This is a genomic window from Peribacillus simplex, assembly GCF_001542915.1.
GTDB lineage: Bacteria > Bacillota > Bacilli > Bacillales > DSM-1321 > Peribacillus > Peribacillus simplex_B.
In genome coordinates this window covers 124865-146749 of sequence record NZ_LNNH01000017.1, presented here as the reverse complement: position 1 = coordinate 146749, position 21885 = coordinate 124865, and the positions used below count along the sequence as shown (strand labels likewise).

Genomic DNA, 21885 nt, shown 5'->3' with positions numbered 1-21885 from the left:
AAGCGTGGCGACATGTGGAGCTGACTGATACTAATAGATCGAGGACTTAACCAACGCTTTAAAAAATGAAAGGCCTTCTTATTATCTAGTTTTGAAGGAATGAAAATTTCTTCTTGCATTTTCTCGAAAAGACGTTATAATAATATATGTCTTGAAAAAATGTAAACAATGTTTGGTGACGATAGCGAAGAGGTCACACCCGTTCCCATTCCGAACACGGCAGTTAAGCTCTTCAGCGCCGATGGTAGTTGGGGGTCTCCCCCTGTGAGAGTAGGACGTCGCCAAGCAGTTATATATGGAGGATTAGCTCAGCTGGGAGAGCATCTGCCTTACAAGCAGAGGGTCGGCGGTTCGATCCCGTCATCCTCCACCATTTTACACCTGCCGGTGTAGCTCAACTGGTAGAGCAACTGACTTGTAATCAGTAGGTTGGGGGTTCAAGTCCTCTTGCCGGCACCATTTCTTTAGTAGGACAAGCACGAGCCATTAGCTCAGTTGGTAGAGCATCTGACTTTTAATCAGAGGGTCGAAGGTTCGAATCCTTCATGGCTCACCATTTTTCATGCGGGTGTGGCGGAATTGGCAGACGCACCAGACTTAGGATCTGGCGCCGCAAGGCGTGGGGGTTCAAGTCCCTTCACCCGCATCTTTCATGCGGAAGTAGTTCAGTGGTAGAATACAACCTTGCCAAGGTTGGGGTCGCGGGTTCGAATCCCGTCTTCCGCTCCACTTTTCGTATATGCCGGGGTGGCGGAACTGGCAGACGCACAGGACTTAAAATCCTGCGGTAGGTGACTACCGTACCGGTTCGATTCCGGTCCTCGGCACCATCTTATATATGCGCCCGTAGCTCAATTGGATAGAGCATCTGACTACGAATCAGAAGGTTGTAGGTTCGACTCCCGCCGGGCGCACCATGTTTTTTTGCGGGAAGTAGCTCAGCTTGGTAGAGCACTTGGTTTGGGACCAAGGGGTCGCAGGTTCGAATCCTGTCTTCCCGACCACGTGATTTTTTAATGAATGGGGCCTTAGCTCAGCTGGGAGAGCGCCTGCCTTGCACGCAGGAGGTCAGCGGTTCGATCCCGCTAGGCTCCACCATTTTTCAATCAGAAACTTATATTATATTGGCGGTGTAGCTCAGCTGGCTAGAGCGTACGGTTCATACCCGTGAGGTCGGGGGTTCGATCCCCTCCGCCGCTACCAATAAATATAAGGACCTTTAGCTCAGCTGGTTAGAGCAGACGGCTCATAACCGTCCGGTCGTAGGTTCGAGTCCTACAAGGTCCACCATATGTATTTTTTTAACAGCCATGGAGGTATACCCAAGTTCGGCTGAAGGGATCGGTCTTGAAAACCGACAGGGGAGTCAAATCCCGCGGGGGTTCGAATCCCTCTACCTCCTCCATTTCTTTAAAAGCAGCAAGTTGTTTTGAAACAACCTTTAATAGAGGAAGCGGAATAAACAATACATACGAAAACTTGATGCTAATCGTTTCATTATTACCGTCGCGGGGTGGAGCAGTCCGGTAGCTCGTCGGGCTCATAACCCGAAGGTCGCAGGTTCAAATCCTGTCCCCGCAATTATTAGGTCCCGTGGTGTAGCGGTTAACATGCCTGCCTGTCACGCAGGAGATCGCGGGTTCGATTCCCGTCGGGACCGCCATTTTTAAAATTTAATACATATGTGGCTCAGTAGCTCAGTCGGTAGAGCAAAGGACTGAAAATCCTTGTGTCGGCGGTTCGATTCCGTCCTGAGCCACCATTATTGCAAAATCCATGCAATATATTACGGCGGTTGTGGCGAAGTGGTTAACGCACCTGATTGTGGTTCAGGCATTCGTGGGTTCGATTCCCATCAGTCGCCCCATTTCGCGGGTGTAGTTTAGTGGTAAAACCTCAGCCTTCCAAGCTGATGATGAGGGTTCGATTCCCTTCACCCGCTCCAAATATGGGCCTATAGCTCAGCTGGTTAGAGCGCACGCCTGATAAGCGTGAGGTCGATGGTTCGAGTCCATTTAGGCCCACCATATTCATATTGTTCCGCAGTAGCTCAGTGGTAGAGCATTCGGCTGTTAACCGAACGGTCGTAGGTTCGAGTCCTACCTGCGGAGCCATGGGGAAGTACTCAAGAGGCTGAAGAGGCGCCCCTGCTAAGGGTGTAGGTCGCGCGAGCGGCGCGAGGGTTCAAATCCCTCCTTCTCCGCCATTTGGCCCGTTGGTCAAGCGGTTAAGACACCGCCCTTTCACGGCGGTAACACGGGTTCGAATCCCGTACGGGTCATAACAAAAAAGGAAGCATACATCAGGTATGCTTCTTTTTTTCATCTATTTTTTTTCATTGATATAACTATCTTTTTGCTTGTAGGGGATGTCCCCAAGGTTGGAATCGATATGTTCGTCTTCCAAGGTATCCTCATATTCCTTTTGCCGCTTGTTCGGCATATCCACTCTATTTTTCCCTTCAATGTCATTTGCGGCAAAGCCTTCGTAGTCTTCAGGGAATCCATTCGTTTCATCTTCATTATCATAAAGGTCATTGTAATTGTCATGGTCGCCTGTGTAATCGGATGGCGTTTCGGATGTGCCGAATTTGGCGACTTCACCAAAGCTATCTTCTTTATCGACTATTTCATTTCCGTGACGGTTTTCAAAATCATCACCCATGGATGGGATCAGGATGTCTTCTTCAACCGGGCGATCATGTGCATTCGCCCGTTCCGGCGTATGTTCGACACAATAGAGCGTGCTCGGGATGGCTTCAAGCCTCTCGAAAGGGATTTCCTTCTGGCAGGTTTTGCAATGACCATACGAGCCTTCTTCGATGGCATTCAAGGCTTCTTCAATTTTCTCCATTTCCGATTGGGCATGTTCATCGAGTGCTTGATTGCGTTCGGCTTCGAATAATTCGGTGCCAAGGTCGGCAGGATGATTATCATATGATGATAATTCCCCTACTGATTCCGTCTGGCTTTCAAGTTCAGTTCCTTCATCATTTTGTATCCTTTTTTCAAGCTCCGTTTTTTCCTGGAGCAGTTCCTTTTTGAATGTTTGTATTTGTTGCTGGGTTGGCATATCGACTACACTCCTTCTAAAGTACATATCTATGAACTATTGGTAAGATGCTTGTATTATCTATTACCCGAAATGGCGCATAGGAAAACAAAATGAAACGGAAGATAGAAAAAAGGACTGAGTCGGATGAACTCAGTCCTTTGGGGTTAAATAAAATAGCTGATGAATAAACCGATGGCCATAAGCAGGCCAAAGAAAGTGTTGGTTTGGGCCGTGGCTTTCATTGCCGGCACCATCGTGATCGGCTGCGTTTTACCGACGAAGCCTTTGACTGCTTTCATGGCTTTTGGAATGCTTAGCAGGGCAAGGAGAATCCATGCCGTTACGTTTCCGGTAACGACCAAGCCGACCAGCCATAAGTAAGAAAAACCAAACATGATGGCCATGAAGGTGAGGGCGTTTTTCCTGCCCATCACGACGGGCATCGTTTTACGGCCGTGAGCTTTATCTCCATCATGGTCACGGAGGTTATTGGATAAGTTGATCAATCCGACCAATATTCCGCTCGGTATGGCAATTAAAATGGCGGTGGCGGACACATAACCTGCTTGAATGTAAAAGGCGATCAAAATGATCAAAAAGCCCATGAACAACCCTGAAAAAAGTTCCCCGAAAGGTGTATAGGAGATGGGCAGCGGGCCTCCTGTATAAAGATAGCCGACAAGCATGCAAACCAGTCCTACTGCAGCAAGCCACCAAGATGATGCGGCACAAATGTAGATTCCAAGTAACAAGGCGATGGCATACATGCCAAGTGCCAGGGTCATGATGAGTTTTGGGGTCATTCCATGGCGTACGATTCCGCCGCCGATGCCGACCGATTCCTCGGTATCCAAGCCCCTTTTGAAATCATAGTATTCATTGAATAAGTTCGTAGCGGCCTGGATCAGGATACTGGCCATCATCATGGCGGCAAATAGCAGCCAATTGACGCCATCTTCCAAAAGCGCAATCACCGTTCCAAGCAAGACCGGGACAAAAGCTGCTGTTAGTGTATGTGGACGAATTAACTCCCACCAGATCTTCCACGTCCGTTTCATGGGAAGTCCGTCGTATTCTGTTTGCATTGTTTCTCTCCTCAAAATCAGTATGGGTACCCTCGAAATTATATCAAATATTGAAAAGTTGCACAAAAGTTACCCTATTAAGTGTAGGGAAATGGGGGAAGGGTGTCAATTGAATGAATAGGGTAATCCGCTTCCAAATTCAAGGATGTCATGCTGCATTCGCCAAGATTCATATAATAAGGAAAAAAGCGGGCAAGTATCGTTGGGAAAAGGGGCGTTTTATTGACATCAGGTTGACGGGAGGTGTATCTTTAAATAGGTTAAAAAGCTTTTAAAATGTACATTTGGGGGGATTTTTTTGGCTATCTCGGAAGAAACTGAACAGTTTCAGGGGCTGGCTTCAGCTATACAAAAGGCGAAGGACTTGAATGATCAAGTTCTATTCAGTCATATTAAGAAAATTCAAGGCACCAACCCCCTTTCATTTTATCAAGCTGGAAGAGAACGGTATGCGGGTGAACGCTTTTTTTGGGAGGATCCTGCAAAGGAAATAACCATCACTGGTTTAGGCAATGTTAAGAAACTCAAAGCGGCAGCGAATGCCGAACGTTATAGAGAAGTCGAAAAGAGCTGGATCAAACTGCAGGAAACTGCTGTCAAAACGGGAGTGACCGATTTAGAAGCGACAGGACCTTTACTGTTTGGGGGCTTTTCTTTTGATTATGAATCTAACAGTACGCTGCTTTGGAACCAATTCGGGGACAACCTGTTTTATATACCTGCCTTCATGCTATCAATAGTGGGGAAACAAGCTTACTTAACGACAAACTTACTTTGTTCGCCTGATGATTCAGAAAAACTCTTCAGAGATATGATAAATGAACGGGAAGCTTTCCTTTTCGAAAGCTTGGATGGAGCTCCATGCGGGCCTAACTCCCTTGTTAGTCAGAGGGAGGTGCAGCCTGAGGAGTGGCAGCGCACGGTCAAGGATGCTGTCGAGGAAATCAAGACGACCGATCTCGATAAGATCGTGTTGGCCAGGGAACTGCGGCTTACCTTCGATCACTCCATCGATTCAGGGAAGGTGCTCGAACGATTGATTGCAGAGCAGCCATTAAGCTATATTTTCAGTTTGGAAGCGGGCGGCGACTGCTTTGTCGGGGCTACTCCCGAACGCTTGATCAAGAAGCAGGGACATGATGTCTTTTCAACCTGTCTTGCCGGTTCGATGGGACGAGGGAAAGATGAGCAAGAAGATGTTAGCCTGGGCAATGAATTGCTTCATGACCAAAAGAATTTACAAGAGCACCAATATGTCGTATCGATGATATCCAATGCTTTTGATGCTGTATGTGAAAAGGTCATGGTTCCGGACGGACCGGAGCTCATGAAAAATCGTCATATCCAGCATTTGTATACGCCGGTTCGCGGTGTCGCAAAGGAAGGCGTCACGATATTGCAATTTGTTGAGAACCTCCATCCGACACCTGCCATGGGCGGGCTTCCTAAAGAAAAGGCCGTTATGAGAATTCGGGAAATGGAAGGGCTTGAACGCGGCTTTTATGCGGGGCCGCTGGGCTGGATGGATACGTATGGAAACGGGGAATTCGCTGTAGGGATACGCTCGGCCCTGATACAGGACAATGAGGCTTCGCTTTTTGCGGGCTGCGGCGTAGTGGAGGATTCGACTCCCATGGCAGAGTTCAGGGAAACGGGGATTAAATTCAATCCGATGTTAAGTGCTTTAGGAGGAAATCTTAATGAATGACCGAGATGCATTGACAGCTTATGCTGCTTCATTTGTCGATGAGCTGGCAGAAAATGGGGTGAAGCATGTGGTGGTGAGCCCAGGTTCACGATCCACACCGCTCGCTTTATTGTTGGTGGAACATCCTGAAATTGAAATCCATATTAATGTGGATGAGCGTTCGGCCGCTTTTTTTGCCCTTGGGATGGCCAAGGTCTTAAAAGAACCTGTCGGACTTCTTTGTACGTCCGGTACGGCGGCAGCGAATTTTTACCCGGCCGTGATCGAGGCTTTCTATTCAAGGGTGCCGCTTATTGTACTTACTGCAGATCGACCGCATGAGCTCCGTGATGTAGGTGCCCCTCAGGCCATCGATCAGATACATTTATACGGGAGGCAAGTGAAATGGTTTGTCGAAATGGCCCTTCCGGAAAACACCGGTGAGATGATGCGGTATGCAAGAACGGTCGGTGCAAGGGCAGTGGCTGCCGCAGCAGCGGAACCAGCAGGGCCTGTGCACTTGAATTTCCCGCTTCGCGAACCACTGATACCGAATCTTGAGCAAGCGAAGGAATTCAGGCAAAACAAACTGACTCCTTCCGTATTGATCGAGAGCGGAGTTCGCTCACTCTCTGCATCACAAATGGACTCGGTTGCAGCCACTTTGTCACAAGCGAAGCAAGGGCTGATCGTATGCGGGGAATTACCGGACCCAGCGATGAAGGAGGCCGTTGCCGCATTAGCGGAAACGCTTGCTTTTCCGCTATTGGCCGATCCCCTTTCCCAGCTGAGGAGCGGAAGCCACGACAAAGGTGTCATAATTGATGCGTACGATACCTTTTTACGCGATGAAGCGGCAAAATCAGTCTTCAGACCGGACGTGATTCTGCGATTTGGTGCCATGCCTGTTTCAAAACCATTACTGCTATTCATGAAAAAGCAAAAACAGGCCGTCACGCTCGTGGTTGACGGTGGAGCAGGATGGCGCGAACCGGCAGGCTTGGCAACGAACATGATTTACTGTGAAGAGAAAGATTTCTGTCAACGGGTCGGGCAAAGAATCACCGGTACCGCTGGAGATGGATGGCTGCGCTTATGGCAGACCGTCAACGGAGTGACGAAGAATGCATTGGCTACCGTCCTCGATGAAGCGGAATTAAGTGAAGGCAAGCTGTTCGCCCTGCTTGCCGATATGCTGCCGCAAAAATCCACGCTGTTTGTCGGAAATAGTATGCCGATAAGAGACTTGGATACTTTCTTCATGAATAATGAAAAAGGAATCAGGACTTTGGCGAATCGTGGCGCAAATGGCATTGATGGTGTCGTGTCCACTGCGCTGGGGGTAAGTACGGTGGCAGATAAGACCGTGCTGGCAATCGGCGATTTAAGTTTTTTCCATGATATGAATGGCTTGCTTGCAGCCAAGCTGCAAAAGCAGGACATCACGATATTATTGATCAATAATGATGGGGGCGGCATTTTCTCTTTCCTGCCACAGGCGAATGATAGGGAACATTTCGAAACGCTTTTCGGAACGCCCCATGGCCTTGATTTTTCCCATACCGCCATGCTTTACGGCGGTAAATACGACAAAGTGCAAACGTGGGACGAACTGAAGAGGGTATTTACGGAGTCTTTTGAGATTCAAGGCCTGAAGATCATCGAGGTGCCGACCGAAAGGGAGTCCAATTTGCAAAAACATCGAAATTTGTGGAGTTATGTTTCCCGGGAAATAAAATTGGTGTTAGACAGGGAAATATCATGAATATTGTCAGCGGGAAAGTCACTTATGCTGTTGAAATAACGGGAAATGGGGAACCGCTGGTATTATTGCATGGATTTACGGGAAATCGGGATACGTGGAATTTCCTCATTCCCATATTGAGTGAGGATCATACGCTGATCATGATCGACATTATCGGTCATGGTATGTCTGCGTCACCCGCTGAGCCGGAACGGTATGAAATGGATCGCGTCGCTGAAGATATCAAGCATATCCTGGATGAGCTGCATTTCCCGAAAGCACATATTCTTGGATACTCGATGGGGGGCAGGATTGCGCTTGCATTTGCCTGTTTGTATCCTGGATATGTGGAAACATTGATATTGGAAAGCGCGTCTCCCGGCCTTGTAACTGCCAAGGAGCGAGGGACACGCAGGCAAAACGATCGGAAGCTAGCCGAACGGATTCTTGAATCTGGCCTGGAGGCATTCGTGGACCATTGGGAGAACATCCCGCTTTTTGAAAGCCAAAAACGGTTATCGGCCACAACGAGGGCTGCCATCCGGAAGCAGCGGCTGGCAAATGACCCTGTCGGCCTTTCCAATAGTCTCCTTGGCATGGGGACAGGCAGCCAGGCTTCCTATTGGGGGAATTTGCAAGCGCTTGATTTTCCTGTCCTGCTGCTGACCGGGGAACTCGATCCTAAGTTTTGTGACATTGCAAAATCGATGGAAGAGAAGCTGGATCGGGCCGAATGGAAAATAATAAATGGTAGTGGACATGCGATTCATGTGGAAGATGGAGAAAAGTTTGGTAAAATAATAAGTGAGTTTTTAAAGCGAAATTAAAGGAGGAATTTAAATGACGATTCAATGGGAAACAATACGTGAGTATGATGAAATTTTATACGAAAAATATAATGGGATTGCGAAAGTGTCGATTAACCGACCGCATGTACATAATGCATTCACGCCAAAAACGACTGCAGAAATGATCGATGCATTCGCAAGGGCACGTGATGATTCAAGCATCGGTGTCATCATCTTAACGGGTGTAGGCGGCAAAGCCTTCTGTTCAGGCGGGGACCAAAAAGTGCGCGGAAATGGCGGATATGTTGGGGAAGATAACATTCCACGTCTAAACGTGCTTGATTTGCAGCGCTTGATCCGCGTGATTCCAAAACCGGTCGTGGCGATGGTGGCAGGTTATGCAATCGGCGGCGGCAATGTCTTGAATGTGGTTTGTGACTTAACGATTGCCGCTGACAATGCGATCTTCGGGCAAACAGGACCGAATGTGGGCAGCTTCGATGCTGGTTATGGCTCTGGCTACCTGGCGCGTATCGTGGGGCACAAAAAGGCCCGTGAAATCTGGTACCTATGCCGTCAATACAATGCACAGGAAGCATTGGATATGGGATTGGTCAATACGGTCGTACCATTGGACCAATTAGAAGCGGAAACGGTGAAATGGTGTGAAGAAATGCTCGAGAAGAGCCCGACTGCGCTTCGCTTCCTGAAAGCGGCAATGAATGCGGATACGGATGGTCTTGCAGGTCTTCAGCAATTGGCTGGAGATGCTACATTACTATACTATACAACGGAAGAAGCAAAAGAAGGCCGCGATGCGTTCAAGGAAAAACGCAGTCCGGACTTTGGTCAATTCCCGCGTTTCCCTTAATGGAAAGGCATAAATCGATAAGACGGACAGCTTGGCGAATCGCCGGGCTGTTTTCTATATTTAAATAGAGGAGGGGAACCGATCATGGCAGAAGAAAAGTTGCCAAACTGGCTCAAGAACCGGGCTCATCTTTCACCAGATCGCCCGGCCATCGAGTTTGAAGGTCAGACGTATAGCTTTCTGGAGCTGCATACATTAACGGAGAAAATGGCACGCAGGCTGGCGAGCGCCGGTCTCATGGCTGGCGATTCATGCGCAGTGCTGCTCCGTAATCATATTGACGGCGTCGTCGCCATCCACGCCCTATTTTATCTCGGTGTGAAGATCGTGATGCTGAATAATAAATTAACGGCAAAGGAATTGTCGTGGCAGATCGAGGACAGCGGTGCTTCCTATTTGCTCTCTGAAGGCTCCTTCGCAAGCAAGCTTGATGATATGGCGGGGAATCTTCCTGAATTGCCCCTTCTTTTAATCGAACAATTGCCAAATGGAGGAACGGCAGAGATCCTTCAGGAGTTTTATCTGGAGGATACCGCTACGATCATGTACACATCGGGCACGACAGGAAATCCAAAGGGCGTGATCCAATCATTCGGCAATCATTGGTGGAGTGCCGTCGGATCGGTGTTGAACCTTGGATTGCACGAAGGGGATACCTGGTATTGTGCGGTTCCTATCTTTCATATCAGCGGTCTATCCATCCTGATGAAAAGCGTGATTTATGGGATGAAGGTCGTCTTGGCCGAGCGGTTCGATGAACGGGAAGCGAACAGGGCAATCCAGGAAAATGGCGTGACGATCATTTCGGTCGTGACGACGATGCTTAATAGGATGGTGCATGACTTGAAAGAAGCAAGCTATCCCGACGATTTTCGCTGTATGCTGTTAGGCGGGGGACCTGCGCCCATTCATTTACTGGAAGCCTGTAAGGAGAAAAAAATCCCCGTCTATCAATCATATGGGATGACGGAAACATCTTCTCAAATCGTGACGCTGGCTCCGGAGTACAGCATGACGAAAATCGGTTCGGCAGGAAAACCATTATTTCCTTCGCAGCTACGGATCGAGCAGGATGGCAAGGCGTCCGGACCGGGTGAGGCGGGGGAAATCGTTGTTTCGGGTCCGAATGTGACAAAGGGCTATTTCAATCGGCTGGATGCCACACAGCAGGCGATTAGTGACGGCTGGCTTTATACGGGAGATCTTGGTTATTTGGATGAGGATGGCTTTTTATATGTTCTTGACCGGCGATCGGATTTAATCATCTCCGGCGGTGAAAATGTCTATCCGGCCGAAATTGAAAATGTCCTCGGTAAGCACCCTGATGTTTTCGAAGCGGGAGTGACGGGGACCGAAGATGAAAAATGGGGACAGGTTCCGCTCGCTTTTGTCGTCTTGCATCAAGGGGCGGAGCTAAGTGAGAGCGACCTGCTTGATTATTGCAGGCAATCCCTGGCTTCCTATAAAATCCCCCGGAGCGTGATTTTTTGCAAGAGTCTTCCGCGAAATGGGGCCAGCAAGCTGTTGAGAAGGGAACTGAAGAAGGGAATGGAGGAGTGGCAATGAAGGTATCGTCCATTACGCTAAAGGTCATCAATGCCCCTTTAAAGCAGCCATTCAAGACGCATCTCGAAACGGTGAACGACAGGGAAGTCATCATAGTCGAAGCCCAAGATAAAGATGGGCGGATTGGATACGGGGAAGCGGTGCCCTTTTCGAGTCCTTGGTACACTGAGGAAACGATCAAAACATGCTTTCATATGCTGGAGGATTTCTTGATTCCGTTGACATTGGCAAGTAAGCCCCGGCATCCCGGGGAGCTGCAGAGCTTATGGAGCGGGATCAGACGGAATGCGATGGCAAAGTCGGCATTGGAACAGGCCATCGTCGATCTATATGCGAAGCAGGAGGAAATCTATCTCGGACGGTTGTTTGGCGGTGAACGAAGCGAGGTCGCCGCAGGCGTGGTCATCGCTTCCCATGATGTGGGAGAGGCGATGCGCCAGATCGAAGGCTTTTCCCAATCGGGTTATCAAAGATATAAGATAAAAATCGATCCTCGTCACGATATCGAGTTTTTATCGCAAATTCGCGGTGCTTATCCCGATATCCCGTTGATGGCGGATGCCAATTCAGCATATACCCTTGATGATATCCCCCATCTGCAACAGCTTGATGACTATAAGCTGATGATGATTGAGCAACCACTGGGACATGACGACATCGTTGAACATTCCCGATTGCAAAAACAGCTGCAGACTCCGATTTGCCTGGATGAAAGCATCAATTCCTATCATGATGCCAATAGTGCCCTCTCACTTGGGAGCTGCGGGGTAATCAACATCAAGATGGCAAAAGTGGGCGGATGGACGGAAGCTGTCAAGATTCATGATCTTTGTGCGGAAAATGGCGTACCGGTATGGTGTGGCGGAATGATTGAATTTGGCATATCGCGTGCCCATAATATTGCGCTTGCCACATTGAAGGGGTTCACGATTCCTGGGGACATTTCCTCCTCTTCGCGCTATTGGGAAGAAGATATCATCGAGCCTGAAGTCGTCGTCGAGGGTGGAATGATCCAGGTCCCTGAAAGGGCCGGAATCGGTTTTTCGATCAATGAAAAGCGGCTCAGGGATTTGACCACGTACAGTGAAATATACAGGTGAAAACAGCAGAAGGGGGGCAAGCCTTCCCTCTTTTGCATGCAGGGAATACCCAATTCTATATTCGCTTATTTCAAATATATTCATTTGGACCGAGTTCCTTTTTTTAGGAAAATGGGGCTTTGTCTATTTTTTTATTAGTGGATTATTTTGTATAATGAAATAAAATATAGAAAATAAGGGAGGAAGGGGAAAATGAAAAAACCGTACTTGATTGCGGAAATTCTTTTAAGAAGGGGCATGCCCGACTGCGTCATTCAAGAAGTGACGGCGCTGGCGGAATGCGAACTGTTTCTGTTGAAGAGAAAGTGGGGACTTTATGATCGGAAGACAGGAGCGTGAATGGATCGATGGAAGGGAACCGCTTACCTTTTGTCCGGTCCCCGATGCAGGTCAAGGTTTTTTGAGCCGATACCGATTGACCGGGCGGCCGATGCTGCCATACTGAACATCAAGCAAAAGCGTATCTTCGCCATGTAAGTATTCCAGATAACGCCGGGCTGTCACCCTGGCAATGCCAATCCCGTCAGCGACCTCTTCCGCCGATAAAGACCCAGGTGTGTTTTTTATGAACCTCGTCACCTGCTCAAGTGTTGCACCATTCAATCCTTTGGGTACTTCGGATTTCGGAACCGCCTCAGAAGGTATTTCATTTTGAAAGAGAATTCGATCGAGCTCAGTTTGGGAGATGTGATGGTCCGGTTCAACCTCCATCCGAAAAGCAAAATATTGTTCCAGCGTATGTTTTAGCCTTTCGAACTTAAATGGCTTGATTAAATAATCGAAAGCCCCGTTTTGTATCATTTTTCGAATGGTTTTCTGGTCATTGGCCGCCGAAATGATGATGACATCCACATCGATTCGTTCTTTCCTAATCTGGTAAAGTGTATCGATTCCGTTTAAAGAAGGCATGAAGATATCCAAAATGACAAGATCGGGTGCGGATTTCCTGATTTTATCCAGCCCTTCAAGCCCATTCGAAGCCGTATCAACGATTGTAAAGGCAGGCAGGCGCTCAATGAACTGTTTATTGACCTCTTGGACCATTGGGTCGTCTTCAATTAAAAGTACACGAATATTATTAGTCATGTTGATTCTCCTCTATATCGTGCATCGGAAAAGAAAGAAAAAAGCTGGTTCCTTCATCGGGACGCGTCGTGAATTTCAGTTCGCCCTTCGCTTTTTTTACGATTTGATCTATTAGATAAAGACCAATTCCAGATCCGTCCGCACCTTTTGTCGTAAAGCCATAATCGAATATCTCTCCATGTATGCCCTCGTCGATGCCTGGCCCGTTATCCTCCAGTACGATTTGGCAATGATGTTCATCCTGGTAGATCGATAGATACACCTGCTTTGTTTCTTCTGCGCAGTATTTTAGAGCGGCAAAGGAATTTTCAATCAGGTTCCCGATAATCAAAACAAAATCGTGATGATCCATATCGGCAGGGAAACGGTCCAATTTCGTGTGCTTATCCATGATGAGTTCGATTCCCAGTTCACGTCCCAAAGAAATCTTGCTTAAGAGGAGCCCCACTAAATTATCATCGTGAATGTGCTTCGTTAAAAATCTGGTCAATTCCTCTTGCTCTTCGGTGATTTGAAAAATATATTGCAATGCATCGTCCAGATTCCCAAGCTGGATCAATCCTGCTATCGTATGGAGTTTGTTCATATGTTCATGGTTTTGAACACGCAGGGCTTCAACGAATGCCTTGACGCTGGTCAACTCTTCAGCAAGCTTCGTCACATCGGTCCGATCCTGGAAAATCGCGACGGCCCCGATGGTCTTATCGGCAATCTTGATGGGCACCCGGTTGCTGACGATATTCCTGTTCTGAACGGATATTTCCTGATTGAAGATCGGGGAAGTCCGATCGAGCACTTCCGGAAGCCGGGTGTCGTGGATGATGTCATTGATATTCCGGCCGATGACATCCCCGCTGATATCGAGCATCTGCTTCGCCTTTTCATTGAAGATCGTGATGGTCTGATTGTTATCAATGGCGATCACCCCTTCATGCATGGCATTGAAGGCAGCTGTCCTTTCGACTAACATCCGTGATATTTCATGGGGTTCAAGTTGAAAGGTTTCTTTTTTGATTCTCCTTGCCATGAGCCAGGAGCCGCAAACACCGAACAAGAGTGTAAGAAAGAGGATGATTGCGATTTCACCTTTCAAATCCTTGATTAGCTCCGGGATCGTCGGCAAAATGTTCCCGACAAGAACGACACCGATCTGCTCGTTATCGTCATCCAGGATTGGAACGAAGGCACGTATGGAAATGCCAAGCTCCCCAGCTGCCTTTGAAAGATATTCATGTTCAGCGAATGCTGCGCTTTCATCAGTGCTGTTGGACGTGGTGCCCAATTGGCTGAACACAGGATGGGAATAGCGTATATGCTGATTATTCAGGACAACGATATAATCTGCTTGATGGATTTTCCTCAGGTTTTCAATGATCGGGTTCAGCTGAAGCCAGCCTTCAGGTTCCCGGACCCATTTTTGGACGTCCGGGAGCTCTGCGATCGTATGGGCAGTGATCATCGAGCGTTTGCCGATTTCATCTTCCCTGACGGAAACGATATTGCCAAATATAAAAATCCCGCCTATAAGTATCGAAAAAGCGACGATTACGAATGACAGCAGGGTGATTTTTAGTTGAATGGGCATATGAAAGGATTTTTCCATGATTGTTCCTCCAGTACTTCTACACTTAATAGTACCAGAATTTTTGCCTCTTTTCGCTATTTTTCGCGCATTGTATTACGACAGGAAAAAGGCTGTGATAGAATAGATATCATGTGAAGTGAGCGGTAAGGAGCTGTCGAAATGCGAGAATTATGGGGGTATTTCCTGTTAATTGGCATGGGACTTGTGATAGCGGTGTATATCTCGTTTCAATCGTTCTTCGCAAGCTTCGGCTTCAATCTGCCGAGCGATGAAGAGCAGGAGGGGATGGAGGACCAAATCGTCATTAAATTCAGCCATGTCGTTGCCGAGAATACGCCTAAAGGGCTGGCTGCGAACCGGTTTGCCAACCTTGTTGATGAATATACCGACCATCGTGTCAAAATAGAGGTCTATCCGAATCAATCTTTATATAGCGATCATGAAGAAATCGATGCATTACAAAAAAACAAGGTGCAGATGATAGCACCTACTACTTCCAAAGTTACGAATCTATCAAAAAAATGGCTGCTTTTGGATCTTCCCTACGTCTTTCCAACGGACGCTGCCCTGCAGGAAGCCTTGAATGGGGAAGTGGGGGAAGAGCTGCTTACGTCGATGAATGTGATTGATATCGAAGGACTTGCTTTCTGGTCGAATAATTACAAGCAAATGACAAGCAATGAACCGATCCGGCGTCCCCAGGACCTGTCAGGGAAGAATTTCAGGATCATGCCAAGTGCCGTCCTCGAAAGCCAATTCGAGCACTTTGGGGCATCGACATCGGAGCTTGAATTCAATGATACGTTCAAGAGCCTTGAAATCAACAAAACGGACAGCCAGGAAAATACGATCTCGAATATCTATTCCAAGAAATTATATGAGGTGCAAAAATACTTAACCATCAGTGATCATGGATATTTAGGCTATGTCGTATTGGTAAACAAGCCGTTTTGGGATCAGCTACCACCGGATATCCGTAAGCAGATTCAACGGGCAATGGAGGATACAACGAAATGGCTGTGGGTCAAATCAAATGAATTGAATCAGGAACAGCTCAGGGAAATCAAGCAAAAATCGAATATCGACATCTATGAATTATCTGACCAAGAAAAGAAAGAATGGATGAACGAGCTGACCGTCATCTATCCGGAATTCGAATCGATGATCGGACCGGAATTGATGAGGAAGATGGAGGTTATCCGTGAGAAGTATGTAGAAGAATAACCGTAAAAAAGAAGCGGCCCAATCGGGTTCCGCTTCTTTTGCTTATTGCAATGCCGTTTGCAATGTTTTTATGTTTTTTTCCATTAAGCTGAAGTAATCTTCACCCGCTTTAATATCATTATCCGTCAGCACGGAAAGGTTATGGAGCGTCAGCGATTTCGCTCCCATTTCCTTTTGGATGATCTCGGTAAGCTTGGAACTGATATTTTGCTCAAAGATGACATAGTTCAAATCCTCCTCATCCGCCATGGTCACGATTTTTGCCAGTTCCTTTTGGGAAGGCTCATTGGATGACGTTAACCCTGTGACGCCAATCTGTTCAAGGCCGTAGCGTTCCTCCCAATACCCGTAAGCGGAATGGGAAACGATGATCTTTTTGGTCCGGCCAGCCTCGATTGTCGTTGCCAATTTTTCATCAAGTGCGTTCAGCTTTTTAGCAAGCTCGTTGAAATGGCTGTTGAAATATTCCTTTTTCTCAGGCATTTGCTTCGTCAACTCATCCCTGATGCTTTTTGCCATTTCAATGGAATAAATCGGATCCAACCACAAATGGGGATTGACCCCGCCGTGGTCATGACCGTCTTCTTCATGTGCGTGCTCATGCTCATCTTCGTGTGCATGCTCAGCTGCATCCAAGTGGACCGTTTCACCTACAGCGACCGTAGTGACTCCCTCTTTGCTTAAAATCGGCTCGGCCTTCGTTACGAAACCTTCAAGATTATAGCCAATATAGAAAAATAGGTCCGATTCCGCCATTTTTACGATATCCTTTTGTGAAGGATCAAACGAATGTTCATCCGTTCCGGGAGGATAAACGGTATCGACGTTAACGTATTCCCCGCCAATCGCCTCCGTGAAGTATTGCAGAGGATAAACCGTCGTATATATATCCAAAGTATCCTTTTTTGAATCAGCGGTATTTTTTTCCTTCGAGTTTCCGCAGGCTGATAACAGCAGCACGATAACCAGGAAAAGCGAAAGCCATGCTCGGTTCTTCATATGAATTGCTCCTTTTTAATTCGGATTGATTACGATTTGAAATGTATGTGTAAAAACGAAATCATTACGATTTGACTTCTGTATAATACAAAAATTCTAGCAAGAAAGCAAGGCTTTTTTCTAATGGCCTTCATCTTTTTTCTTTTTTTCCGGAACCGGATCGATGCCGCCTGGATGGAACGGATGACATTTAAGAATCCGGACGATGGCCAACCAGCTTCCTTTGATTGGACCGAACCGATTGATCGCTTCCAGTCCGTAATGGGAACAAGTCGGGTAAAAACGGCAGGTAGGCGGTTTTAATGGAGAAATGGCAATTTGATAAAAACGAATGATTCCCATTAAAAATTTTTTAAACAAAATGCTTCATCTCTTTTCACGTAATTTCACTGCCATTCATTATAGCATATTTTCCTTTGTGCCAATAATGGTGAAGCAGGAATAAACTGAATAAAACCGATGGAAATAATAAGAATTTATTTAAAAGGATGAAATAAATTGTCTTTCAAGGTAAAATAGAGAGGAAATACTATTAAGGAGTGAATGGAATGCCTTCAGTTGAAAGCTTTGAATTAGATCATGATGCTGTTAAAGCCCCATATGTAAGACATTGCGGTGTCCATAAGGTCGGAACAGATGGTGTTGTCAATAAATTCGATATCCGTTTTTGCCAGCCAAATAAACAAGCGATGAAGCCGGATACGATCCATACTTTGGAACATTTGCTTGCATTCAATATCCGTAAGCATTCTGAGCAGTACAGCCATTTCGATATTATCGACATTTCGCCAATGGGCTGCCAAACGGGGTATTACCTTGTTGTCAGCGGTGAGCCGACAGTAACGGAAATTATCGATGTCCTTGAAGACACATTCAAGGATGCTGTTGAAATCACGGAAATTCCTGCTGCAAATGAAAAACAATGCGGCCAAGCGAAGCTGCATGACCTTGAAGGTGCCAAGAAGTTAATGAAATTCTGGCTTGCGCAAGATAAACAAGATCTTCATAAAGTTTTCGGTTAATGAAAAAATCCTGTCATTTTGTGACAGGATTTTTTTTATTTTCGCGGTTCTTCATTCTTCGCCTCTTCCTCGGGCAAAGGATCGATCGGATCGATGGTATGCTTGTAACTGTATCCTTTTCCGATAGTCAGGATGGATAAAGCCAAGACGACCAGAATCACAATAATGGAAATGATTAAAACCGTGATCATTCTTCACAGCTCCTAACGTTCACAATTTACATTCATTTTAGCATAAGAAGCGATAAGAATATGTTTCAATTTCTGATTAGAGGGAATCATAAAGTATAACCAACTTACGGAGGTAGATATTTATGGCTCAGAAAAAATTAGGAAAATTAGTGAACAAGGAAATTGCCAATTTCAGTGTCCTTTACACAAAAATCCACAATTACCACTGGTTCGTGAATGGACCCCACTTCTTTGAACTTCACCAAAAATTGGAAGAGTTATATGTGGAAATCACAGCCAATTATGACGAATTGGCCGAGCGATTGCTGGCGATCGGCGAAAAACCAGTTGCTACCCTTAAAGAGTATTTAGAATTAACGACCCTTGAAGAAGCGACAGGCAACGAAAATACGGAAGATATGGTCCAAAGCGTCATCAATGACTTTGAGAAGCTTTCGGAAGAGTTCCTTGAAATCATCGAAGCTGCTGAAGAGGAAGACCCAGTTACGGCTGATATGCTGACAAGCATGAAGAAAAGCTTCAATAAACATGCATGGATGCTTCGTGCATACTTAGGACATTAATATTGGCTGAGAGTCCCTGCTTCGGCGGGGCTTTTTTTTATGGGCGTAAAACAAAAAGGCATCCATCGAGAGAGGGACACCTGACAAGGTATGTATTAATGGATATTCCGTGGCGGAAAATGTGTAGGTTTCGTATCGTCCATGCTATTTTGAGCAAACTTCCCTTTTAACGTTTCAATAATGTAAAGGCCCATTAGATTGGTAAGCTCTTGATCATCCATTTCTTGAAGTAATTCGAAAATTTCCTTACGGTCCAACTGCTCCAAAACCGCAAAAGTAAGCATATCAATATCTTCTTCATCACCAGTCAGCTTATTACGGTACATATTGTATAATTCTTCAATTAACTTCAAAACTTTTCACCTCACATTTGTTAGAAATCCGTTATCTCTTTATATGTAGGTTATCAAAAAAACCTCTGGGTGCATATAAAAATCTGAAGGGATGCTTGGGCTTATTATATGTTTTACCCTTTGAAAGATACTTTAATCTATTATTTAACATCTTTGTACTTCTGTAAACAAATTTTTCCATTGTATGATGTCGGGAATTACGTGAAAAATAAGCGTAGGATATTTGGAAAGGGTGGATGAAAGTGTCCGAAAACAGGAAAAAATATTACATCTGGCTTCCGACTGGGGAGATCACACAAGATAGGGAAAGCTCCCCGTGGAATTTCGAAATCGAGGCTACAGATAATGAGGTCATCCAGCTGCGCGAATTATTTGATTACAATTATTCTGTAGGCGAAGAAAACTTTTACCGAGCACATGTCCCTTACCTGCAATATCATTTCGACAGGGAAAATGATAAGCAGGATATCACACTCCAAAAAATTTATGAAATGATCCATCAACTTGGAACGGAAGAGGGAAGAAGGCATATTGAAAGCATGGGAATCTTACAGGCAAAGCCAACGGACGATGGCCTCGAATATTGAGGGCATCGTTTTATTGCCGTGAGGAAAATTCAAGCTGGATAGTCCGTTTTTTTATCCATATAATGAAGGAAGAGTCGAATATCATATATGGAGAGAAGGGAACATATGCAAAGGTTTTTCGACAAGAACGGATATATGGTGGAACTCTCCGAAAAAACCGTATTTGGCGAGTCCTGGCATGTTTTCGTGCTCAGCAGGTTCAGGGGAAGATGGGTCTTGACCAAGCATAAACGCAGGGGCTTGGAGTTCCCTGGAGGCAAGCGGGAAGCAGGAGAGACAATTGAACAAGCAGCGATACGGGAAGTGCATGAAGAAACGGGCGGAATCGTTGAGCAACTGCAATTCCTGGGACAATACAAAGTTCACGATCCAATCAAGTCATTCGTTAAATCAATATACTTTGCCCAACTACGTGAAGTGGAAAAGAAAGATACCTATCTCGAAACGGATGGGCCCATCTTTTTGGATAGATTGCCGGACGAACCCGGCGAAGAATTCAGCTTTATCATGAAAGATGAAATCGTCCCCTGGAGCGTATCAAAGCTGAATGATGGTAACCTGCCATAAAAAGCCGGAATTGGCGAGTAAACTGCCAAAACTGAGGAGAAAGCGCCGGAATCGGGATGAGAAATTCAAATTCACGAGTAAAAGTCCTAAATTCACGAATAAACTGCCTAAACTCACGAATAAACTGCCCCAAATGAGGAGAAAGCAGCCAGAATCGGGAAAGTAGCCGAAATCCAAGCTCATGAGCTAATCTGGAGTAAAACGAAAACTGCCGACGGTTATCGGCAGTTGTGTCAGTCTTTGATTAGCTTGCGTTCGAGGAGTTCGACCAGTTGATACATGATGGTGGCAAAGACGGCGATGATCATCAAGGCGAGCATGACAAGAGTGAAGTTGAAGACTTGAAATCCATAAATGATCAGGTAGCCAAGTCCTTTCGCCGAGACAAGGAATTCACCGACGATGACGCCGACCCAGGAGAGGCCGACATTGACTTTCAGGGTCGAGATGATGGTCGGGAAGGAGGCCGGTAATATGGCTTCCCGAAATGCTTGTGTTCTTGTAGCTCCGAATGTTTGGAGCACCTTCAGGTAGTTCGGGTCGACTTCGCGAAATGCGGTGTAGACGACGATGGTGGTGATGATGATGGAGATGATTGCCCCCATTGAGATGATGGAGGGAAAGCCAGGACCGAATGCGACGATGATGATGGGCCCGAGTGCGACTTTGGGCATGGCATTCAAGATGACGAGATAGGGGTCCAGTGTTTTTGACAACCGGGGCGACCACCAGAGGAGTGATGCCAGGACCGTTCCTAGCAGTGTCCCGATGATGAAGCCGAGTACGGTTTCAAAGAGGGTCACTCCGGAATGTGAAAGCAGGGTGCCATCACCCAATTTCTGTAGGAAAAGCTGCCATACTTTTGATGGTGAGCTGAAGATGAGCGGGTCGATCCATTCCATCCGGGAGAATAACTCCCAGCTGCTGAAAAATACAAGGAAAATCAGGATCTGATAAAGGCGGATGAGCCTGTTTTCCTTTTTCAAAGAGGTTTTATATTGTTTATGGAGTTGGTCAATATTCAAGGCTCTCAAGCTCCTTCCAGATTGTTTGGAAAAGAATGGGGTATTGCGGATGGTTGCGTGCATGGAATGGCATCAGCCCGCGCAGTTCATCAGGTACTTCGAATGTTTTGTGCACTCTTCCAGGATTCGGGGAAAATAGATGGATGCGGTCGCTCATGGCTATGGCTTCCCCGATATCATGGGTGACGAGCACGGCTGTCTTTCCGAAGGATTTCAAGGTTTCAAAAACAAGATCCTCCAGCTTGAGCTTCGTTTGGTAATCAAGGGCCGAGAAGGGTTCATCAAGCAACAGGATCTTTGGGTCGACCGCCAATGTCCGTGCCAGTGCGGCGCGTTGTCTCATTCCGCCTGAAAGTTCACGGGGATATAGCTTCCCGGTGCCTCCCAGTCCAACGTCGCTTAATAGCTTCAGCGTTTTTATCCTCTCAAGGCCTTCATCCTTTTTAATCAGTTTCAATCCCAATAAGATATTTTCTTCTATCGTTTTCCATGGAAAAAGATAATCCTGCTGCAGCATATAGCCGATGGAAGCGTCACTGTCGGCGTTCAATGGTTTATTTTCGAGCAGGATCTTTCCCGAGGTGGGCGGGAAAAGCCCGGCGATAATGGAAAGCAGGGTGGTCTTTCCGCAGCCGCTCGGACCTAGAAAAGAGACGAATTCACCTTTTTCAATGTCGAGGGAAATGTCCGCGAGCGCGGTCGCTGCCGTCTGATTTGAAAAATAAGTATGGTGAATGTCTTGGATTTTTAAAAAGCTCATGGATGGACATCCTCCTTACTGGTAGCTA

22 protein-coding genes, 21 tRNA genes and 1 rRNA gene are annotated in these 21885 nt (G+C 46.5%); 34 read left to right on the top strand and 10 right to left on the bottom strand.

Going from position 1 to position 21885, the window contains the following annotated elements:
* Positions 1-171 precede the first annotated feature (171 nt).
* From rrf to AS888_RS10325, 22 genes are all read left to right on the top strand, one after another.
* Positions 172-287, top strand: a 5S ribosomal RNA gene (rrf, locus tag AS888_RS10430).
* 10 nt (positions 288-297) lie between these two features.
* Positions 298-373: transfer RNA gene (locus AS888_RS10425), tRNA-Val, on the top strand.
* 10 nt (positions 374-383) lie between these two features.
* Positions 384-459, top strand: a tRNA-Thr gene (locus AS888_RS10420).
* A gap of 21 nt (positions 460-480) precedes the next feature.
* Positions 481-556, top strand: a tRNA-Lys gene (locus tag AS888_RS10415).
* A gap of 8 nt (positions 557-564) precedes the next feature.
* Positions 565-646: transfer RNA gene (locus AS888_RS10410), tRNA-Leu, on the top strand.
* Between the two features lie 8 nt (positions 647-654).
* Positions 655-729 (top strand) — tRNA-Gly (locus AS888_RS10405).
* A 12-nt stretch (positions 730-741) separates the two neighbouring features.
* Positions 742-830, top strand: a tRNA-Leu gene (locus AS888_RS10400).
* Between the two features lie 10 nt (positions 831-840).
* Positions 841-917: transfer RNA gene (locus tag AS888_RS10395), tRNA-Arg, on the top strand.
* Positions 918-927: 10 nt separating this feature from the next.
* A tRNA-Pro gene (locus AS888_RS10390) sits at positions 928-1004 on the top strand.
* An 18-nt stretch (positions 1005-1022) separates the two neighbouring features.
* Positions 1023-1098: transfer RNA gene (locus AS888_RS10385), tRNA-Ala, on the top strand.
* Between the two features lie 28 nt (positions 1099-1126).
* A tRNA-Met gene (locus tag AS888_RS10380) sits at positions 1127-1203 on the top strand.
* A gap of 10 nt (positions 1204-1213) precedes the next feature.
* Positions 1214-1290: transfer RNA gene (locus tag AS888_RS10375), tRNA-Ile, on the top strand.
* A gap of 22 nt (positions 1291-1312) precedes the next feature.
* A tRNA-Ser gene (locus AS888_RS10370) sits at positions 1313-1405 on the top strand.
* A gap of 102 nt (positions 1406-1507) precedes the next feature.
* Positions 1508-1581 (top strand) — tRNA-Met (locus AS888_RS10365).
* Positions 1582-1587: 6 nt separating this feature from the next.
* Positions 1588-1663: transfer RNA gene (locus AS888_RS10360), tRNA-Asp, on the top strand.
* A gap of 23 nt (positions 1664-1686) precedes the next feature.
* Positions 1687-1762: transfer RNA gene (locus AS888_RS10355), tRNA-Phe, on the top strand.
* Between the two features lie 29 nt (positions 1763-1791).
* Positions 1792-1867 (top strand) — tRNA-His (locus AS888_RS10350).
* A 4-nt stretch (positions 1868-1871) separates the two neighbouring features.
* Positions 1872-1945: transfer RNA gene (locus tag AS888_RS10345), tRNA-Gly, on the top strand.
* Positions 1946-1950: 5 nt separating this feature from the next.
* A tRNA-Ile gene (locus AS888_RS10340) sits at positions 1951-2027 on the top strand.
* Positions 2028-2039: 12 nt separating this feature from the next.
* A tRNA-Asn gene (locus AS888_RS10335) sits at positions 2040-2114 on the top strand.
* 1 nt (position 2115) lies between these two features.
* Positions 2116-2206 (top strand) — tRNA-Ser (locus AS888_RS10330).
* Between the two features lie 3 nt (positions 2207-2209).
* Positions 2210-2281, top strand: a tRNA-Glu gene (locus tag AS888_RS10325).
* A gap of 44 nt (positions 2282-2325) precedes the next feature.
* Here the strand turns inward: AS888_RS10325 and AS888_RS10320 are convergent.
* Together AS888_RS10320 and AS888_RS10315 are read right to left on the bottom strand one after the other, a co-directional pair.
* On the bottom strand, positions 2326-3072 hold the full coding sequence (locus AS888_RS10320) for a TraR/DksA C4-type zinc finger protein (RefSeq protein ID WP_061142096.1): 747 nt from the start codon (positions 3070-3072) through the stop codon (positions 2326-2328).
* 146 nt (positions 3073-3218) lie between these two features.
* A complete protein-coding gene (locus AS888_RS10315; protein WP_061142095.1) occupies positions 3219-4139 on the bottom strand; it encodes a 1,4-dihydroxy-2-naphthoate polyprenyltransferase in 921 nt (306 codons plus the stop codon).
* Positions 4140-4437: 298 nt separating this feature from the next.
* On the opposite strand from AS888_RS10315, the gene AS888_RS10310 reads away from it, so the two are divergent.
* The 7 genes from AS888_RS10310 to AS888_RS25700 all read left to right on the top strand — a co-directional run bounded on the left by AS888_RS10310 (position 4438) and on the right by AS888_RS25700 (position 12234).
* On the top strand, positions 4438-5847 hold the full coding sequence (locus AS888_RS10310) for an isochorismate synthase (protein ID WP_061142094.1): 1410 nt from the start codon (positions 4438-4440) through the stop codon (positions 5845-5847).
* Positions 5840-7591 carry a 2-succinyl-5-enolpyruvyl-6-hydroxy-3-cyclohexene-1-carboxylic-acid synthase gene (gene menD / locus AS888_RS10305; protein WP_061142093.1) on the top strand — a complete coding sequence of 584 codons (1752 nt, stop codon included), beginning with the start codon at positions 5840-5842 and terminating at the stop codon, positions 7589-7591. The genes AS888_RS10310 and menD overlap by 8 nt, the downstream gene beginning before the upstream one ends.
* On the top strand, positions 7588-8397 hold the full coding sequence (gene menH, locus AS888_RS10300) for a 2-succinyl-6-hydroxy-2,4-cyclohexadiene-1-carboxylate synthase (protein ID WP_061142092.1): 810 nt from the start codon (positions 7588-7590) through the stop codon (positions 8395-8397). The genes menD and menH overlap by 4 nt, the downstream gene beginning before the upstream one ends.
* Positions 8398-8410: 13 nt before the next feature.
* Entirely contained in the window at positions 8411-9229 is an 819-nt protein-coding gene (menB, locus tag AS888_RS10295; RefSeq protein WP_061142091.1) for a 1,4-dihydroxy-2-naphthoyl-CoA synthase, read from the top strand.
* Positions 9230-9313: 84 nt separating this feature from the next.
* A complete protein-coding gene (locus tag AS888_RS10290; protein WP_061142090.1) occupies positions 9314-10795 on the top strand; it encodes an o-succinylbenzoate--CoA ligase in 1482 nt (493 codons plus the stop codon).
* Positions 10792-11895 (top strand): o-succinylbenzoate synthase, encoded by a 1104-nt coding sequence (gene menC / locus AS888_RS10285; protein WP_061142089.1) that lies wholly within the window; start codon positions 10792-10794, stop codon positions 11893-11895. The genes AS888_RS10290 and menC overlap by 4 nt, the downstream gene beginning before the upstream one ends.
* 192 nt (positions 11896-12087) lie before the next feature.
* Positions 12088-12234: a hypothetical protein gene (locus AS888_RS25700; protein WP_155645452.1), complete on the top strand. Its 147-nt coding sequence runs from the start codon at positions 12088-12090 to the stop codon at positions 12232-12234.
* 51 nt (positions 12235-12285) lie between these two features.
* Here the strand turns inward: AS888_RS25700 and AS888_RS10280 are convergent, their stop codons facing one another.
* Positions 12286-12981, bottom strand: coding sequence for a response regulator (locus AS888_RS10280; protein WP_061142088.1), 696 nt, complete (start codon positions 12979-12981; stop codon positions 12286-12288).
* The gene (locus tag AS888_RS10275; RefSeq protein WP_061142087.1) at positions 12974-14584 is read right to left on the bottom strand and encodes an ATP-binding protein; all 1611 of its coding nucleotides are present in this window, start codon (positions 14582-14584) and stop codon (positions 12974-12976) included. Before AS888_RS10275 ends, AS888_RS10280 begins: the two co-directional genes overlap by 8 nt.
* Before the next feature lie 141 nt (positions 14585-14725).
* Between AS888_RS10275 and AS888_RS10270 the strand changes: the two genes are divergently transcribed.
* Positions 14726-15790, top strand: a complete 1065-nt coding sequence (locus AS888_RS10270; protein WP_061142086.1) for a DctP family TRAP transporter solute-binding subunit — start codon at positions 14726-14728, stop codon at positions 15788-15790.
* Between the two features lie 42 nt (positions 15791-15832).
* Here AS888_RS10270 and AS888_RS10265 read toward each other — a convergent pair whose 3' ends face one another.
* On the bottom strand, positions 15833-16789 hold the full coding sequence (locus AS888_RS10265) for a metal ABC transporter solute-binding protein, Zn/Mn family (RefSeq protein WP_061142085.1): 957 nt from the start codon (positions 16787-16789) through the stop codon (positions 15833-15835).
* Positions 16790-16909: 120 nt separating this feature from the next.
* A complete protein-coding gene (gene yidD / locus AS888_RS10260) occupies positions 16910-17131 on the bottom strand; it encodes a membrane protein insertion efficiency factor YidD (protein ID WP_397251469.1) in 222 nt (73 codons plus the stop codon).
* A gap of 206 nt (positions 17132-17337) precedes the next feature.
* On the opposite strand from yidD, the gene AS888_RS10255 reads away from it, so the two are divergent.
* Positions 17338-17811: an S-ribosylhomocysteine lyase gene (locus tag AS888_RS10255; RefSeq protein WP_061142083.1), complete on the top strand. Its 474-nt coding sequence runs from the start codon at positions 17338-17340 to the stop codon at positions 17809-17811.
* Between the two features lie 35 nt (positions 17812-17846).
* On the opposite strand, the gene ytzI is transcribed toward AS888_RS10255, so the two are convergent.
* Entirely contained in the window at positions 17847-18002 is a 156-nt protein-coding gene (gene ytzI / locus AS888_RS25035) for a YtzI protein (protein WP_081092389.1), read from the bottom strand.
* A gap of 122 nt (positions 18003-18124) precedes the next feature.
* Between ytzI and AS888_RS10250 the strand changes: the two genes are divergently transcribed.
* Positions 18125-18565, top strand: a complete 441-nt coding sequence (locus AS888_RS10250; RefSeq protein WP_061142082.1) for a Dps family protein — start codon at positions 18125-18127, stop codon at positions 18563-18565.
* 95 nt (positions 18566-18660) lie between these two features.
* Here the strand turns inward: AS888_RS10250 and AS888_RS10245 are convergent, their stop codons facing one another.
* On the bottom strand, positions 18661-18918 hold the full coding sequence (locus tag AS888_RS10245) for a DUF6154 family protein (protein ID WP_057915644.1): 258 nt from the start codon (positions 18916-18918) through the stop codon (positions 18661-18663).
* A gap of 236 nt (positions 18919-19154) precedes the next feature.
* Here AS888_RS10245 and AS888_RS10240 point away from each other — a divergent pair, with 236 nt between their 5' ends.
* Both AS888_RS10240 and ytkD read left to right on the top strand, forming a co-directional pair.
* Entirely contained in the window at positions 19155-19505 is a 351-nt protein-coding gene (locus tag AS888_RS10240) for a hypothetical protein (protein WP_061142081.1), read from the top strand.
* An 87-nt stretch (positions 19506-19592) separates the two neighbouring features.
* Complete coding sequence (gene ytkD, locus AS888_RS10235; protein WP_260320180.1) at positions 19593-20072, top strand: RNA deprotection pyrophosphohydrolase; 480 nt, start codon at positions 19593-19595, stop codon at positions 20070-20072.
* A 233-nt stretch (positions 20073-20305) separates the two neighbouring features.
* Here the strand turns inward: ytkD and AS888_RS10230 are convergent, their stop codons facing one another.
* Together AS888_RS10230 and AS888_RS10225 are read right to left on the bottom strand one after the other, a co-directional pair.
* On the bottom strand, positions 20306-21097 hold the full coding sequence (locus tag AS888_RS10230) for an ABC transporter permease (protein WP_260320179.1): 792 nt from the start codon (positions 21095-21097) through the stop codon (positions 20306-20308).
* Positions 21087-21857, bottom strand: a complete 771-nt coding sequence (locus tag AS888_RS10225; protein WP_061142078.1) for an ABC transporter ATP-binding protein — start codon at positions 21855-21857, stop codon at positions 21087-21089. The genes AS888_RS10230 and AS888_RS10225 overlap by 11 nt, the downstream gene beginning before the upstream one ends.
* Positions 21858-21885: the final 28 nt, after the last annotated feature.